Genomic DNA, 16902 nt, shown 5'->3' with positions numbered 1-16902 from the left:
TTTAAGTTAAAAGAGAGTTTTAAAATGGTGAAGAATATTTTTTTAATGGCTTTGTGTTTATGGTCAGCACAGGTATTTAGCCAGGATACGTGGTCTTTGCAGCAATGTATAGATTATGCAATGGATAACAATATTCAGATTAAACAATCTGAGCTTGATTTAGAAAGTGCGGATGTTGATTTATTTGGTTCAAAAATGCGCAGTTTACCTGATTTGAATGCCAATGCCAGTTATACAGCCTCAAAAGGTAGGTCAGTCGATCCCTTTACCAACACCATAGTTGATCAGGAAATTCAGTCTCAGAATGGAGGGGTCAATACCAGTATTCCTGTTTTCAATGGTTTCCAGATTAGATACTCAATTAAAAGAGATGAGCAAAGTGTAGTGGCGAGCAACTATGATTTACAGGCAACCAAAAATGATGTAATTTTGAACGTAGTCACCTTTTATACCAATATATTATTTAATAAAGAGCTTTTAGAGACGGCTCGTTTAAGGCTGGAGACCACCCAAAGTCAGGAAAACCAAACTGACAGACAAGTGGAATTAGGCGCTCTGCCCATTGCCAATCTATTGCAGATCAGGCAACAATTGGCTAATGATGAATTAGAAGTAATCAGAGCTGAAAATAATCTTGAACTTTCTCTATTGCAACTAAAGCAGGCACTTCAAATTCCTGCGGATGTTAAATTTTCTATTGAAACCCCTGAATTACCTGATCCTGAGACTAATGCATTAGTTGAAAACTCAACTCAAATTTACATGTATGCTTTACAAAATCAGCCGGTCATTAAAGCAGCTATGGCAAGAACAGAAAGCGCAAATTATGCTGTGGGTGTTGCTAAAAGTAATTATTATCCTTCTTTAAATATAGTGGGAGGTCTCTCCACTTCCTATTCCAGTGTAGCAGCTGAGCAACTAGGTCCGGAATTTTCTTATTTTGATCAGTTGGATTTTAATCAGCGACAATATATAGGGCTGCAATTGAATATCCCTATTTTTAATCGCTTTCAGGTAAGAAATAATGTACAGCAGGCAATAATTTTAAAAAAGAGGACTAATTACCAGCTTACAGATACTAAAAATCAGCTTCAGCAAACTATCGAGCAAGCCTATTTGGATGTTAAATCTGCAGCGAAAGCATATTCAGCATTAGAAAACAGCCTGGAAGCAGCCCAACTTTCTTTTGAAAATGCCGAGCAGAGATTACAGCTGGGCGCTACCAATGCGGTAGAATATACACAGATCAAGAATGATTTTGAAGGGGTGAAGTCGGATTTGATTCGCGCGAAATATGATTATATTTTTAAACTAAAAGTATTGGATTTTTATCAGGGTAAACCTTTAAATTTTTAAACATGGCTAAGAAGAAGTCTTCAAAAAAAACACTTTATATCCTTCTGGGAGTTGTTGTTGTATTAATTATTGCCGCTATCATAGGTAAAAAGTCCGGAGTGATAGGCCAGCCTCCCAGTACTAAAGTGGAGGTAGAAGAGGCACAAAAAAGAACTATCATCGAAAAAGTGAATGCCAGTGGAACTGTTCAACCTGTGGTGGAAGTGAAGTTAAGCCCTGATGTTGCAGGTGAAATTATTGAATTAAATGTTGAGGAAGGTGATCCGGTAAAGAAAGGCGATTTACTACTTAAAATCCGTCCTGATAATTTCATAAGTGCTATGGAAAGAGCTAAGGCTAATTTAAACCAACAAAGAGCTAATTTGGCTCAAGCCGAAGCAGCTTTAGAAAGGGCCAAGGCACAGGAAGTAAGAGCTAAGCAGGATTTCGAAAGGCAGAAGAAGTTGTACGATCAGAAAGTGATTTCTCAATCAGATTTTGAAACAGCCCAGGCAAACTATACAGTGTCCCAAAACGATAGAGTGGCAGCAGAGAAAAGTATGCTTGCAGCACGATTTACTGTACAAAGTAGCCAGGCTTCTGTGGATGAATCTCAGGAAAATTTAAGGAGAACTACTATTTATTCACCTGTTGATGGCACGGTGTCAAAACTAAGTGTGGAATTGGGTGAGCGAGTAGTAGGTACTCAACAGATGGCGGGAACTGAGTTAATGAGGATTGCCAACCTTAACAACATGGAAGTAAGAGTAGATGTAAATGAGAATGATATCATCAGAATTAATATTGGTGATACTGCCATTATTGAGGTGGATTCTTACACATATATGGAGAAAGAGTTTAAAGGCGTGGTTACTGCTATCGCTAATACTGCAAAAGAAAAGGCATCAAACGATGCGGTAACTGAATTTGAAGTGAAGGTTAAAATTCTCAATGAATCTTATGAAGATTTATTGGAAGGAGAAAATGACTCTCCTTTCCGACCTGGTATGACCGCCAGTGTAGAGATTATGACTGAAACTATGAAAGATGTTTTAACAGTGCCGCTTTCAGCAGTAACAATAAGAACTCCTAAAGTGGAAAAAGATACAGCAGCTAAGAAACAAGAAGTAGCTGAAGTAAAGGGGAAGTCTGGGGATAAGGAAGTGGTTTTTGTGATTCAGCCGGATAATACTGTTAAAATGACTACCGTGAAGACAGGAATCAGTGATTTTGAATATATTTATATTAAAGAAGGATTAGAAGCAGGAACTAAAGTAGTGAAAGGACCATTTTTGGCTGTTTCTAAAACATTGGAAGATGGAGATTTGGTGGAGGCTAATAATGCCAACAGCAAAAGCGCTCCTAAACAATAGAGCTATCTGACTAGCCCTAAAAAAGCTCCTTCATTATTAAAATAAAGGAGCTTTTTTATTGAGTGCCACTTGATAATCTTGAACCTGTTTTTATAGCCATTTGAATTGGCTTTTTTTTCAGCTAAAAAGAGGTTGTGAGCCTCCATATTCTATCTTAGCCATGTTTCGTGTCTCACGAAACATTTCATATTCCTAGTTTACTTGAATATGTTATCATAAAAGTTGATCTTATTGTATGTATCAAAGGTATCAGTCCCAGCGAGACGAAACTATGGTAGCAATTAATTTAACAGGATTTCAAAATCCCATCGGGATGACATTTGAAGTTGGAAGGTAGAAGTGTCAGTATAATGTCGTCCTTACAGGACTTTAAAGTATGGTAAGTTCATATATTACCATAGTTTCACCTCTACGAGGTTTTGAGCCTCCTTTTCATTAGATATAAAATAATTTAGGCAAAAGATAAGAGGCTATCCTTTTGAGACAGCCTCCTTAAATTTATCTTCTTATTATTGGAGCAGCCACATGTTTCCATTAATATTGTCGCCACCTGAAAACTGTCTTTGAATAGCTGTTTGAAGATTTTTATTGTTATTGACCAATTCACTCTCAGGATACATCCATCTTTTAGGTATTTTGCCTGCATTAAGAATTCCACCCCCGTCTATGTTGAACTCCGGAAAGCCAGTTCTTCTTTGTTCATAGAATATTTGCCATCCAGTGTTTAAAAACATTGCTATGTGCTTTTGAGTGAGTATGCTTGCAATCTCATTTTCTTCATTTAACTTAACTCCATCCTGACCCAAGTAATCTGAATTAATGGATATGCCGTAAAATTCCATTGAAGCAGTAATACCAGCTTCATAGGCATCATTTACATTTACCGTTGTCCAATTTCTAACAGCCGACTCAGCTAAGATAAATGACAATTCAGCATAGCTCATCAAAATAGAAGGTTCATTAACAGGGTTGGAGTAGTAACGTGAATTAATACGTGAAGCTTCTCCGGATACAGCTTCTGCAGCATTTACGCTTAATTCTGCACTACCATATAATCCCCCGTAAGCAGTAAAATCGCCATTCGTAGCATCAGCTGCGCTTGGCTTTTTATCAGCAAATACAAATAACCTTGGATCTTGTAGTGTTTGCAAACGCTCTACAAAAGATTTTTCCAGATAATATGCAGTTTGTAAGCTATTGCTATTGAATAGTGGATATCTGTTACCCTGAACGTTAACAAATTCAAGATCAGCATTATCCTCATTGGAGGTGAAAACCGGAAATTCAGTAAGATTGCTCACGATCTCATTGAAGCGATTGATGATGTCCAGAGAACCTTCATCAGTTTTGTTGGATAAACTCATAAGAACCCTTAAGCTGTAGCTATTTATAAGCTTTCTCCACTTTAATTTATCTCCAAAATAAATGATGTCACCATTAATAGGCTCAGTGTTGCTACTTAGCGCTATTGAAGCGTTTTTAAGCATATCCAAAACTTTTAGATAAATTTCTTTCTGCTGGTCGTATTCAGGTGTTAAAATACCATCTTCAACACTCAGTGCCTGAGTAAAGGGGATATCGCCAAATACTTGTGTAAGCTCAATTGTGAAGTATGCTTTGAAAAAATCCCCGAGAATCTGGTACACTTCAATATTTGTTCTCTTGGCTTCCTCAATCATTTTTTGCGATTGCTTCAGGTTATCATAATCGGAGAAGTTGCTTCTTTGCCAACCATAGTACTGATATTGGTCTATGTTATCTGTAAAAGTTAAATAGCGACTTGCTAGTGCAGCTGAGAGGCTAACATTATTAAACGCCTGTATTTCCAGGTTGGTTAATATCAGATCAGGTGTAACTGAAGTTGCTCTATTCGGGTCTTCCAGCAAATCATCCACTTTGGTACAACCAAAGCAGATTGTGAAGCATGTGAAGAGTATAAGTGTTTTTTTCATTTGTATAATTTTGTTTTTAGTTGTCGTATGCAGGATGCTTAAATGTGTGCTCATTGCCAACATTTAAAATTTAGCATTTATGTTAAAACCTATATTTCTTGTAGAGGGAGCTTGTAAATTATCCACTCCTGAGTCAGGATCTACATTTGGAATTTTGGAAGCTAACCAGAGGTTTCTGCCTACAAATGAAGCGCTTAAGCCATTGAATGGTGTCTTATTGAGAAGTTTTTCCGAAAAATTATAGGTTAAAGTAAGCTCTCTTAATTTGATAAAAGTTTCCTCGTAATAGTGATAATTACTGTTATGATTATTGCTGGTAGACTGCATAAAAGAAATATAATTCACTCTGGTTTCGTTAGGTGCGAAAGTGCGAGTATCACTGGTAATATTTCCATTTATATCATAAGTAATTTCTCCACCAGTTACTTCAACACCATTGCCTATGTAAGTGCTTTCACCATTGTTAGCGTCATCTCTAAACTGATTAACAGTTCCAGGCTCAGTACCACCCCACCACATTTTTTGATTAGTAGTAGAGTACATCAATCCTCCTATTCGGCCATCAAATAAAAATGATAATTGGAAGTTTTTATATCTAAAAGTATTTGTGATTCCGTAGGTCAGGTCTGGGTTATCGTTTCCTACATATCTTCTATAGGGATCTCTTAAAGGGAAACCATTTTCAAAAATCACTTGTCCCTGGCTGTTGGTCTGGTATACTTCTGCAAATATCCTGTCAGTTCTTTCACCTTTTTTGATTAAATCAGCTGTTTGTTCCCTATCACCAAAAATAGCTTCCTGGTAACGCCTATTTCTGCTAAGGTTTACTGAGGTATTCCATTCAAAGTGATTGGTTGCAATGGAAGTAATGCCTATAGTTGCTTCTATTCCTTTCCTTCTATATTCATCTCCATTCAAAAGTATACTTTGATATCCTGTTGTTTCTGATATTGGGCTATAAATTAAATTATTGTAATCCCTTGCCTCATAATAAGCCACATCCACATTTAAACGGTTATTGAAGAAACGCATAAGTGTTCCAACCTCCCATGTATCAGAAGTTTCTGGCTGAAGGTCTGATGACAAAAGACTGTTACCAAAAGAAGCAGATGGTACACCATTCCAGGTAGTTCCTTTGTTGTAAGCCATGATGAAGCTGTAAGGGTCATCACCAATTTTACCTTCCGATACTCTTGCCCAGGATCCACGTGCTTTCGCAAAGGTAAACCACTTAGGAAAATCAATTAGATTTGAAATAACCAAAGAGCCGGATGCGGATGGGTAAAAGAAGGTGTTGCTTTCTTTTGGTAAGGTGGATACTTTATCTGTTCTGCCGGTTAATGAAACATAGAAAGAATTGAAAAACTCCAAATCTGCAAAAGCATAAAAACTATTGATGGCTTCATTTTCTTCACGGTTAGAACCGAATAAGCTGGTCCCGGCATTATTACTTACGTTATTGAATCCAGGAATATTGAGTCCGTCAGTTGCCAGTCTGTTGCTATTACTTCCTCTGAAATAATTTACATAAGCAGCTTCAGCATTTAAAGTGAAATTTCTGTTAAAAGTCTTTTCATATTTTAAGCCAATATCTGAGTTGACATCAAAATAGTTTTCATTTTGAATTGTGAAGTTACCAAGTGATTTTGCACCATAACCTATATAGCTTTTAGGTTCTATGTACGTTCTTTCCAGGCTATATATATTTACTCCTGTTCTGCCTCTTACTGATAGCTCATCAGTAATATTGAATACAAATGAAGTATTCCCAAAAACACTATTTTTATTATAAGCTCTTAAATATTCATAAGCCTGAAAATAAGGGTTATTATAGTAGGAGATGTTAAAATGTTTTTGTTGAAAGCCTTCCTGGCCTTCTACCCAATAGGCTCTTAAATCTCTTACATCAACATCAGTACCTGTCCATAAAACCAGATTGTAAAGATAATTAGTGGGGCCGTAACCTGTTTCAGGAAAGTTTTCTGTATACTGCTTATTGAAAGTGATGTTAGAAGTTACTGTAAGTTTTTCTATTGGCTTAAGTGAGGAAGCCAGGTTAAATGAGAAGTTTTCTAAATCTGTATTAGGTACTATTCCCTTTTGGTATACATTAGAGATAGAAGTTCTTATGCTTGCCACATCATTTCCCCAACCAACACTTATATTATTGGATTGGATTAAACCATTCCGAAAGAAGTTGTCAATATTATCCTTTCCTCTTGAAATATAGGGGATGGGAATAAGTTCTCCGGTTTCAGGATTTCGGGGACTGTTGTACTGAGTTGTTTCAACAAATCCACTGGTAGTTGAAGGGTCTCTCTGATCCAGTTTAGGGCCCCAAATCCAGCCGCCACCTTCTGTACCGGCACCGCTGCCATCTACATAAGCATAAACACCCTGGTTGCCATTTCCATATTGTGTTTGAACTTTAGGAACTTTGATAAAAGAGGGTTGAAACATAGTGGAGTTATTGATGCTCACATTGATTTTACCTTTTTTAGCCTTTTTTGTGGTAATCATTATGGCTCCGCTTCTTCCTACAGAACCGTATAGGGCAGATGCTGTGGCCCCTTTTAAAACACTCACACTTTCAATATCGTCTGAATTAATTTTCCATATATCAAGTGTTCGGTCAGGTATACCATCAATTACTAATAAAGGAGTTTCCCCTCTAAGGCTAATACCCGGATTTTGAAATAAATCAGTAGAATTCTGGATGGTTAAACCTGCAACTCTGCCTGAAAGAGAGTTTATAATATTAGGTTCTTTAGCTTTTTCGAGGCTTTCCCCTTCTACTTCCTGTACAGCATACCCAAGGGCCTTTACCTGCTTTTTAATACCAAGTGCTGTTACAACAACTTCGCTTAATTGTTGTACATCTTGCTTTAATGCGACTTCTATTATTGTTTCATTCTCAACAGGAAGGAGCATTTTTTCGAAACCAATATAAGAAAATATAAGTGTGTCTCCTTTGCTTGCTTCCAGGGCAAAATCCCCCGCAATATTAGAGACGGTGCCATTGCCAGTACTTTTGATGAGGACATTTACACCTATCAAAGGTTCTCCGGTGCTTGAATCCTTGACTTTTCCTTTAATCACCCCCTGACTAAAGGAAACCATGCTTACCAACATTAATAAGCTTGTTAAAATTTGTTTCATAAGAATTGTATTTAGGTTTAGTTATTATAGATTATCCATGTATTCAATGTGTGATGCTTAGTTTTTAAAATGATTTTCTTCCATTCTTGGCTGAGAGGAATTTCTGTGTACTCTTTGTTGAGGGGAATTTCTGATATGAATTCATAATTATCTTCCCCTCCATTTTTAAAATTGTTAGTAGTACTTCCATAGATTTGAGCAGTACTATTATTATTCAGATCTAATGCCTTCCATGTGAGTTTAATGGTTTGATCCATTACGTCTGCTGTTAAATTAATTGCTTCTACGGGGTCAGTGAGAGAGACTCCATCCCATTCGAACTTTACTTTTTCAGCTACATCTATTTCTAAGAAAGAAACCATAGTGGGGAGTAAGTCTACAATAGAAGGAGTTTCAGATCGGAAGTAACTGTTTGTATTCTGATGGTTAGTTATAATCCATGTGCTGCGTTCCCGATCTGATTGTCCGCCATGGTGCTTCCCATCAAATGCTGTTCTGCCATGATCAGTAGTAATTAAAAGGAGCCAATCTTCATGAAATATTGATTCTCTATATTTTACAGCTTCGGCTATTTGGCCAATTAATTTATCTTCAAATGCAATTGCCTCATCCAATTGGTGGCTATCCCCAAACTTATGGCCTATGTCATCCGAGAATTCCAAATATACCCAGGAGAGATCCGGTGATTCTTCCTTTATATACCTGGTAGCTTCATTGGCTACTAATTCGTCAATATTTTTAATAAAAACTCTTTCTTTATCATGAGGGAATCTTTCTTCATCCAATTCAAAACCGTCAAATGCATAATCTATTTGGAGGGAATCAGTTTGAAGAAGATTTTCGCCAACAAGCTTGGTGCGGTTATCGAGCCAGGTGGAAAATATTGCTGTTTTTAATTCTGGCTTAGACTTACTTAACAGATTAAATATTGTAGGATAATTGTAATTAGGGTTTTTGATGCTGTTACCAAAAACATTGTGCTTATTAACCCATACGCCAGTTAGCAAGCTATTATAGCCAACTGCGGAAATAGTAGGAGTTTCTGAATAAGTACCAGTGTTACCACCTACAGTTGCTTCCGAATAGCTGCCTTCCTGGGCTATCTGATCCAGAAAGGGAGTGTTTGCTTTCTTCAACATGTCTGGAGCAATTCCGTCTACTATGATGAAAACCACTTTTTTTTCTGGTTCAATAGTAGAATTTACTGAAGATGATTTTTGTGCATATAATTGAATCGAAACGCCCAAAAATATGATTGCTAAAATTACTTTTGTGTGATGCATTTTTTTCACAAATCTAATTAGCAAGGAAATAGATTGACCAATTGGTCAATTAAATAATGATTATGTTTATGTTTAGGAATTGTTTCTTATTATGGGTTTATTTTCATTGTTATGTTATTTATAAGTAAAAAAAATGGGTAGGAGAGACCTTAGTATTCAACGTAGAAAGGAAATTATAATAGCGTTTTATGAGGTTGCTAAAGGTATTGGACTTGAAAATACTTCTATTGACAAAGTAGCTGCTCAGATGAGTGTGAGCAAAGGTTTAGTTTTGCATTATTTTAAGAATAGAGAAGAGTTGTTGATAGGGTTAAATGAATATATTCTGGAACAGCATTTACGTGTGATGTCGCCTCATTCACGAACTGTAATTACATCTGAAGATCAGTTAAACAATTATCTTGAGCAATTATTCTCCAGAAAGTGGAATAGCTACTTTGATGATGGTGTGTTTTACAGCTGTTATGCAATGGTTTACCGAAACAGGACTTTTAAGATAAGTTTTAAAGCGTATTTAGAGGAGCTTCACAGAGCTCTGTTTCTTATACTTTCAGAAGCCCAACAACATAAAGTAATCAATATTAAAAATATAGCAGAAACAACAGAAATAATCTTCGCTTTAGTAGATGGGGCTTATTATTATTTAGGAATGTTTGAAGAATCTGAAGATTTATACAATCAGAAAATTGCTTTGTTTTTGAACCATACTAAGCAAATATTAGGTCTCGCTTAAGCGCTTTTTCTTTTTACGTAGTATATGGCTAATAAACCTATCACTGCCCAAACTATGTTTACCACCACATTAGGAAGATCATTGATTTGCAAAGCATTCAATATCAAACAAACTGCCCCTACTATGTTAAGAAAATGATAAATTACCTGTTGTGAAGTAACGATTTGGAAACTTAACAGCAAGTATGAAACAATATAAAACACGGCACCTATCCAGCCCAGGTAATCCATAATGAGTATCATTGTCTTAGTTAATAGAACAAATTAACATGATAATTTTTAATTTCTGTAATTTTATAATGAAAGCGAATAGGTAGTAAGTTAATTTCTTTATTGTTATTAGCTCTTACTTTAGGAGAATAATTAATCGCACTTTTACCTAATTCCGACAATAAATCCTGGCATAAGCTTTCCTGTATTAAGCAAAGAAGTTTCGCCTTCCCTTCCGTTTATCTGATAGCCCAAGGCCAAACTGCAAGCCTTTGAAGGTCTGTTCCAGCTTTTCTTTGGGGTTAATTATATTATTAGCTCCTGAAATATTAGCAAAACCAGCTAGTTGAATACCTTGAAATTTTTCAAAATTATAATTAGAAATAACACCAATTTCAATCCCATGTACACTACCTGTTAGGCCAGAAGTGAGATTTAATGAGAGGTTATAGTCTTGTTCAATTTCCTTTACTCCCACATTACTAAAGCCGGGAAAAATGGATAGATGAATTTTGGAGGGTTTGCTACTTCTCTTTTGAGCGAAAAGTGAAAGAGAAGTAAATAATGATAATAGCACAATAATGCCGCTTCTATTGATGTTCATTCCGAAGATGATTTACCTGTAAGCTTAGCGTATTTTATGAATAAACCAAAATAGTTTATTACTTTTAGAAGCTATTAAAACTGATTTAGCTTCACAGTCTAGAATTCATGCCTTTATGATGAACAAAAAAGCAGATTTTATATACTTTATATTTTTATTTATAATACCCATCTCCAGCGCCATATCTATGAGCGTTTCCCCGTATAAAGAGATAAATACCTACCCTGTAAAACTTATTAGCCCGGATGCCTCAATATATGATCCACAATTTTCTGAGATGGCCTTTTTTTGTAAAACATGGGGATATCTAAAATACCATAGCAGTTTTCAAAATTCCTTTGAGTATTTTGACAAATATGTTATAGAGAATATTAATTCACCTGCAGACTTCACTACCTCTTTAACGGATAACTTAATAGATGAAGCATTTCTGCGGCAGATGGAAGAGAGGCAGCCTAAGCAATATGCTGACACAGCTCATCACAAAATTGTGTATGATCCTTCATGGATGAAAAATTCCAGGTTTGGTAATGATTTTGAAAATAGATTAAAGCAGTATACTAGTTACAAAACTAAAGCTCAAAAGGGAGTTGATAAATATGTATCTGATTTGCCCCAAGATGTTTTTTTTACTAATACTTCTTTAGATAGCTATAATGAAAAATGCCTTTTAATCTTTAAATTATGGAATATAGTAGAGTATTTTTATCCACATAAGTGGAATATGGATGCTGACTGGTCTCAATCTTTAGAGGAGGCAATAACTGCTCTCAACAATCATGTGGATATTGATTTTATTATTCAACGGATGGTTGCGCAAATGAATGATTCTCATGTAGTGCTTTTAGATTTAGATTATCAGAAATGGTATTATGGTGATGGTATTTTTAAAAAGTTTCCATTCTATCTTGAGCTGATTGGTAATCAAATATACTTTAGCAACCAACTTGAAATTGACTCATTGGGAAAATATCAGGGCAAAAAAGTGACATATTATAATAATATGAAAGCCACCGACATAATAGATAGTCTTGCTACCATGGTTTCTGCATCTAATGAGAACGGATTGTGTTATTTGATTGAGAGTTCGCTAAATCAAGCTATAAATCACCCTGCTCTGGGAGATAGCATCATTAAATTAAAGTTTGAAAATGGAACAGAGGCACATTTTGCCAGAGTTAGTGCATCATTTCAAACAGTCAGCCCCACTAAAAGCAGCTACTTGCCTGAGGACACACTTTTTAGCAGAGAAATCGGTTATTTAAACATTACTAAAAGGATCAAACTACAAAAGAAAATACGAAAGTATAAAGACACTAAGGCTATTATACTCGATTTACGGGGATACCCGCAGATAAATGGTTTTGAGATTCCAAAATTGTTCTCAAAAGACCCTAAGACAGTAGCACAATTTTATCATAACTCAAGTAATAATCCTGGTAATTATATTCAAGGTTCTGAGGTAACATACTTTGAAACAGGTTTCTTCAGAGCTTTTGTTAATTTAATTTTTAGAGGGATTAATACAGGTTTGTTTCCTATGCGTATTTTTGATTATGAAGGAGAAATAATAGTTTTGATTGACGAAAATGCCATCTCCTACTCTGAAACTATAGGTATGATTCTTCAGGCTTATGTCCCAAATCTTACTTTCGTAGGAAGAAATACTGCAGGAGCCAATGGGAATGTTTTAGAAGTTGATTTACCAGGAAATTATAAATTCCAATTTACAAATTTGGATTTCAGATATCCTGATAACTCTCATATTCAAGGTGAAGGGATTGTTCCTGATGTTTTTATAAAGAAGGAAGTTGGATATTCTAAGAAGGAAACTGACCCTATTTTGGAAGCTGCATTGGGAATAGCTATGGAGAATTAACTTCTTTTACATAATAAATATTTACACCCCTAAACTTTTCTGTTCCACAAATTCTTGCTTAATTTGTTATACTTATCCAGAAAGACTGAGGGATTGGGCCCTTTGACGTCTTAGCAACCCTTCCAATGTTTATTTAAATAGTGGAAAAGGTGCTAACTCCCATCTTGCTACTGTTTTTCCAGAGCAAGTAAAGATAAGAAAGCTTTCCTTAGCTCTTTCTGGCCAATTAATACAAAGCAGAATGAGCAATTTCAATAAGAAATTATTAAAAGATAAAATTTTTGTGCTGGATGGTGCCATGGGTACTATGATTCAGCAATATCAATTTTCTGAGGCAGACTACAGAGGGGAGAGATTTAAAGACTATCCTAGCGACCTGAAGGGTAATAACGATTTGCTCTCCCTCACGCAGCCGGAAGTGATTAAGGAAATTCACAGAAAGTATTTTCAGGCAGGTGCAGATATTGTTGAGACAAATACCTTTAGTGGCACTTCTATTGCCATGGCTGATTACAACATGGAATCCCTGGTGTACGAACTCAATTATCAATCTGCCAAAATAGCCAAAGAAGTAGCAGCTGAGTTCACTGATTTCCCACGATATGTAGCAGGCTCTATTGGTCCTACAAACAGAACAGCCTCTTTATCTCCCGATGTTAACAGGCCCGGATTCAGAGCAGTTACTTTTGATGAATTAAAAATCGCTTACAGAGAACAAGCTGAGGCATTAGCCAAAGGCGGAGTAGACATTTTTCTAGTAGAAACTGTTTTTGATACACTAAACTGTAAAGCGGCTTTAATGGCTATTCAGGAGCTAAAAGAAGAGCAGGGGATTGACATTCCGGTAATGGTTTCTGGTACTATTACGGACGCTAGTGGAAGAACCTTATCCGGCCAAACGGTTGAAGCATTTTGGAATTCCATTTGTCACTTTCCATTATTAAGTGTCGGTTTCAACTGTGCTTTAGGAGCTAAACAGCTGAAAGAATATTTAAAGCAGCTTTCCAGGATAGCCAATGTGCCCGTTTCTTGCCACCCTAATGCAGGGCTACCTAATGAATTTGGTGAGTACGATGAAAGCCCTGGCCAGATGAGTAGGATTATAAAAAGCTATTTTGATGAAGGGTTAATCAACATTATTGGAGGTTGCTGTGGAACCCAGCCAGAACATATCAAAGCCATTGCAGATTATGCTAAAAATGCATCACCACGACAACCAGCAGCCTCTGAGAAAATCATGCGATTGAGTGGATTGGAGCCCTTAAGCTTGACTTCGGAACTCAATTTTGTCAATGTAGGTGAAAGAACCAACGTAGCAGGCTCTAAGAAATTTGCACGACTCATTCGTGAAGAGAAATTTGAAGAAGCTGTAGATATAGCCAGAGAGCAGGTTGATGGTGGAGCACAAATCATCGATATCAACATGGATGATGGTATGCTGGATGCAGTAACTGTATTACCTGCATTTGTCAACCTGATTGCTGCCGAACCTGATATAGCCCGATTGCCATTCATGATAGATTCTTCAAAATGGGAAGTGATAGAAGCTGGCTTAAAATGTATGCAGGGAAAAGGAATTGTCAATTCTATCAGCTTAAAGGAAGGGGAAGAATCTTTTAAAGAAACAGCGCACAAAATCATGAATTATGGTGCGGCAGTTGTGGTAATGGCTTTCGATGAAGTGGGGCAGGCAGATACTTTCGAACGGAAAATAGAGGTTTGTAAAAGATCCTATGACATATTGGTAAATGAGGTAGGCTTTCCTGCGGAAGATATTATTTTCGATGCTAATATCCTGACAGTGGGAACAGGCATGGAGGAGCATAATAACTATGCGGTTGACTTTATTAATGCTGTCAAATGGATCAAAGAAAACCTGCCTTACGCCAAAACAAGTGGCGGAGTCAGTAATGTATCCTTTTCGTTTAGGGGTAATAATGTAGTGCGTGAAGCTATACACTCTTCTTTTCTATACCACGCCATTAAAGCCGGGCTTGATATGGGTATTGTGAATGCGGGAATGATTGAGATTTATGAGGAGGTAGATAAGGAATTGTTAGCCTATGTAGAGGACATGCTTTTTAACAAGCGAGATGATGCTACAGAGCGATTGATGGCTTATGCTGAAAATTTAAAACCAGGAGAGAAGACTGAAAAAGCTCAACAGGCCTGGCGTTCTGAACCAGTGAATAAAAGGCTCGAACATGCACTGATAAAGGGAATCACAGAATATATTGATCTGGATGTAGAGGAAGCTCGTTTGCAGGCTGTCCGCCCACTGGATGTGATTGAAGGACCTTTGATGGATGGGATGAACGTAGTGGGAGATTTATTTGGAGCTGGAAAAATGTTTTTACCACAGGTGGTAAAAAGTGCCCGAGTAATGAAGAAGGCTGTAGCTTATTTACTTCCATACATAGAGGAGGAGAAAAATAAAGCTCCCTTACCCCCAAAGGGGGAACAGTACTGGCAGACTGCAGATCCCATGTTGTATGGATTAATAAAGAAGTATGCCAAGGAAATGAGACATCAACCAACTCAAGCTGAAGAAATCTTATGGAATGCTTTAAAAGGTAAACAGCTTGAGGGGCATAAATTTAGGAGACAGCACATAATTGGTGGGTATATTGCTGATTTTATATGTTTAAGAAGAGGATTGATTATTGAGGTTGATGGCCTTATACATCAATTGCCAGAAAATAAAGCCAGTGATGAAGAGCGAACAAAATGGTTAAATACTCAAGGGTTTAAAGTAATTCGTTTTACAAATTCCGAAGTGATTAATCACCTGGATGTTGTGTTGGAAAATATTCTAGAAGCACTCACAGCTCCCCCTTTGGGGGCTGGGGGCCGTGAGACGAATGGACGTATTTTAATGGCTACTGTAAAAGGTGATGTTCATGATATCGGTAAAAACATTGTTTCTGTAGTTTTAGCATGTAATAACTATGAAATTATTGATTTAGGTGTGATGGTACCTCTTCAAAAGATTTTGGAAGAGGCCGAAAAACATCAGGTAAGTATTATCGGATTAAGCGGATTAATTACACCCTCGCTTGACGAAATGATTTATGTTGTGAAAGAGATGGAGGAGAGGGGCCTGAAAACTCCTGTGATGATTGGAGGAGCTACTACATCAAAAATTCATACAGCAGTGAAAATTAAACCTAATTACTCAGGTGCTGTAGTGCACGTAAATGATGCTTCCAGAAGTGTAACTGTGGCCGGAAAATTATTGGGAGAAAACAAAGAAGCTTACTTCAAAGAGATTGTAGATGAATACCAGTCCATGCGCGATGGACATAGTAGGAGAGGTCAGGATAAATCTTATGTTACTATTGAGGAGGCACGCGCACAGAAATATAAAGCAGATTGGGCTAATTATCAGCCAGTAACTCCAAAGAAAATTGGTGTTGAGGTGCTGAAAAATTATGATCTCAGAGAAATAGCTGAATACATTGATTGGACTCCTTTTTTTCAAACCTGGGAAATGAGAGGTCGATATCCTAAAATACTGGATGATCCTGAAAAAGGTGTGGAGGCCAGAAAACTTTTTGCGGATGCGCAGACTATGCTTAATGATATTTTAGATAATAAATTACTTCAGGCTAATGGTATATTCGGGTTGTTTCCGGCTCATACCTTTTGTGACGATTCCATTGAGGTTTTTGAAGATGTCGCAAAGACTAAAAAATTAACCGAATTCCACACACTTCGTCAGCAAAGCAAGCGAAAAGAAGGCTTACCTTATTACGCCTTTTCAGACTTTCTGGCACCTAAAGAAGCCGGCTATACCGATTATATGGGAGCCTTTGCTGTTACCACTGGAATTGGCCTTGAAGCCATTGTTGAAAAGTACGAAAAAGACAATGATGATTACAATTCCATTATGGCCAAAGCACTGGCAGATAGGTTGGCTGAAGCTTTTGCGGAACTTTTGCACTTGAAAGTGAGAAGGGAATATTGGGGCTATGGAGCAGATGAAGCATTAACAAATGATGACCTGATTCAGGAAAAATATCATGGAGTGAGGCCGGCTCCCGGTTATCCCGGATGTCCGGATCATACAGAAAAGATCACATTATTTAACTTATTGGAGGTTGAAAAGCATGTAGGTATTACTTTAACAGAGAACCTTGCCATGTATCCAACAGCAGCTGTGAGCGGATTTTATTTTGCGCATCCGGACAGTAGATATTTTGGATTGGGGAAAATAGGAAAGGACCAGGTAACTGATATAGCCAAACGTAAAAATCAACCTTTCGAAGAATTAGAGAGGTGGCTCAGCCCGAATTTGAATTATTAATAAGAACCCAGAGCCTAGACACTAGATTTCAGATCTTGTCTAGATTCTAGAATCTTGAATCTAAAATCT

10 protein-coding genes and 1 riboswitch are annotated in these 16902 nt (G+C 36.9%); of the genes, 5 read left to right on the top strand and 5 right to left on the bottom strand.

Annotated elements, in window-relative coordinates; all coding sequences use genetic code 11:
• The first annotated feature begins 24 nt into the window (after positions 1-24).
• Positions 25-1356: a TolC family protein gene (locus IEV85_RS18945; RefSeq protein ID WP_188466433.1), complete on the top strand. Its 1332-nt coding sequence runs from the start codon at positions 25-27 to the stop codon at positions 1354-1356.
• A 2-nt stretch (positions 1357-1358) separates the two neighbouring features.
• The gene (locus IEV85_RS18940) at positions 1359-2708 is read left to right on the top strand and encodes an efflux RND transporter periplasmic adaptor subunit (RefSeq protein WP_188466431.1); all 1350 of its coding nucleotides are present in this window, start codon (positions 1359-1361) and stop codon (positions 2706-2708) included.
• A 509-nt stretch (positions 2709-3217) separates the two neighbouring features.
• Here the strand turns inward: IEV85_RS18940 and IEV85_RS18935 are convergent.
• From IEV85_RS18935 to IEV85_RS18925, 3 genes are all read right to left on the bottom strand, one after another.
• Positions 3218-4660: a SusD/RagB family nutrient-binding outer membrane lipoprotein gene (locus IEV85_RS18935; RefSeq protein ID WP_188466429.1), complete on the bottom strand. Its 1443-nt coding sequence runs from the start codon at positions 4658-4660 to the stop codon at positions 3218-3220.
• 63 nt (positions 4661-4723) lie between these two features.
• Positions 4724-7819 (bottom strand): SusC/RagA family TonB-linked outer membrane protein, encoded by a 3096-nt coding sequence (locus tag IEV85_RS18930; RefSeq protein ID WP_188466427.1) that lies wholly within the window; start codon positions 7817-7819, stop codon positions 4724-4726.
• Positions 7820-7836: 17 nt separating this feature from the next.
• Positions 7837-9102: an alkaline phosphatase family protein gene (locus tag IEV85_RS18925; protein ID WP_188466425.1), complete on the bottom strand. Its 1266-nt coding sequence runs from the start codon at positions 9100-9102 to the stop codon at positions 7837-7839.
• A gap of 133 nt (positions 9103-9235) precedes the next feature.
• Here IEV85_RS18925 and IEV85_RS18920 point away from each other — a divergent pair, with 133 nt between their 5' ends.
• Entirely contained in the window at positions 9236-9835 is a 600-nt protein-coding gene (locus tag IEV85_RS18920; protein WP_188466423.1) for a TetR family transcriptional regulator, read from the top strand.
• On the opposite strand, the gene IEV85_RS18915 is transcribed toward IEV85_RS18920, so the two are convergent.
• Together IEV85_RS18915 and IEV85_RS18910 are read right to left on the bottom strand one after the other, a co-directional pair.
• On the bottom strand, positions 9832-10077 hold the full coding sequence (locus tag IEV85_RS18915) for a CBU_0592 family membrane protein (protein WP_229712654.1): 246 nt from the start codon (positions 10075-10077) through the stop codon (positions 9832-9834). The genes IEV85_RS18920 and IEV85_RS18915 overlap by 4 nt on opposite strands.
• Positions 10078-10252: 175 nt before the next feature.
• Positions 10253-10648: a hypothetical protein gene (locus IEV85_RS18910; RefSeq protein ID WP_188466421.1), complete on the bottom strand. Its 396-nt coding sequence runs from the start codon at positions 10646-10648 to the stop codon at positions 10253-10255.
• A 115-nt stretch (positions 10649-10763) separates the two neighbouring features.
• Here IEV85_RS18910 and IEV85_RS18905 point away from each other — a divergent pair, with 115 nt between their 5' ends.
• Positions 10764-12527: a S41 family peptidase gene (locus IEV85_RS18905; RefSeq protein WP_188466418.1), complete on the top strand. Its 1764-nt coding sequence runs from the start codon at positions 10764-10766 to the stop codon at positions 12525-12527.
• Positions 12528-12596: 69 nt separating this feature from the next.
• A riboswitch (SAM riboswitch) is annotated at positions 12597-12727 on the top strand.
• 41 nt (positions 12728-12768) lie between these two features.
• Positions 12769-16833: a methionine synthase gene (gene metH / locus IEV85_RS18900; RefSeq protein WP_188466416.1), complete on the top strand. Its 4065-nt coding sequence runs from the start codon at positions 12769-12771 to the stop codon at positions 16831-16833.
• Positions 16834-16902: the final 69 nt, after the last annotated feature.

The organism is Marivirga lumbricoides, assembly GCF_014636295.1.
Lineage (GTDB): Bacteria > Bacteroidota > Bacteroidia > Cytophagales > Cyclobacteriaceae > Marivirga > Marivirga lumbricoides.
Note: the sequence above shows the minus strand (reverse complement) of the source record. Positions and strands in the feature narration are given on the sequence as shown.

Excerpts from the sequence above, each read along its gene's own strand:
- metH (WP_188466416.1), top strand. The coding sequence starts at position 12,769 with ATGAGCAATTTCAATAAGAAATTATTAAAAGATAAAATTTTTGTGCTG.
- IEV85_RS18915 (WP_229712654.1), bottom strand. The coding sequence starts at position 10,077 with ATGATACTCATTATGGATTACCTGGGCTGGATAGGTGCCGTGTTTTAT.
- IEV85_RS18945 (WP_188466433.1), top strand. The coding sequence starts at position 25 with ATGGTGAAGAATATTTTTTTAATGGCTTTGTGTTTATGGTCAGCACAG.
- IEV85_RS18920 (WP_188466423.1), top strand. The coding sequence starts at position 9,236 with ATGGGTAGGAGAGACCTTAGTATTCAACGTAGAAAGGAAATTATAATA.
- IEV85_RS18910 (WP_188466421.1), bottom strand. The coding sequence starts at position 10,648 with ATGAACATCAATAGAAGCGGCATTATTGTGCTATTATCATTATTTACT.
- IEV85_RS18930 (WP_188466427.1), bottom strand. The coding sequence starts at position 7,819 with ATGAAACAAATTTTAACAAGCTTATTAATGTTGGTAAGCATGGTTTCC.
- IEV85_RS18925 (WP_188466425.1), bottom strand. The coding sequence starts at position 9,102 with ATGCATCACACAAAAGTAATTTTAGCAATCATATTTTTGGGCGTTTCG.
- IEV85_RS18905 (WP_188466418.1), top strand. The coding sequence starts at position 10,764 with ATGATGAACAAAAAAGCAGATTTTATATACTTTATATTTTTATTTATA.
- IEV85_RS18935 (WP_188466429.1), bottom strand. The coding sequence starts at position 4,660 with ATGAAAAAAACACTTATACTCTTCACATGCTTCACAATCTGCTTTGGT.
- IEV85_RS18940 (WP_188466431.1), top strand. The coding sequence starts at position 1,359 with ATGGCTAAGAAGAAGTCTTCAAAAAAAACACTTTATATCCTTCTGGGA.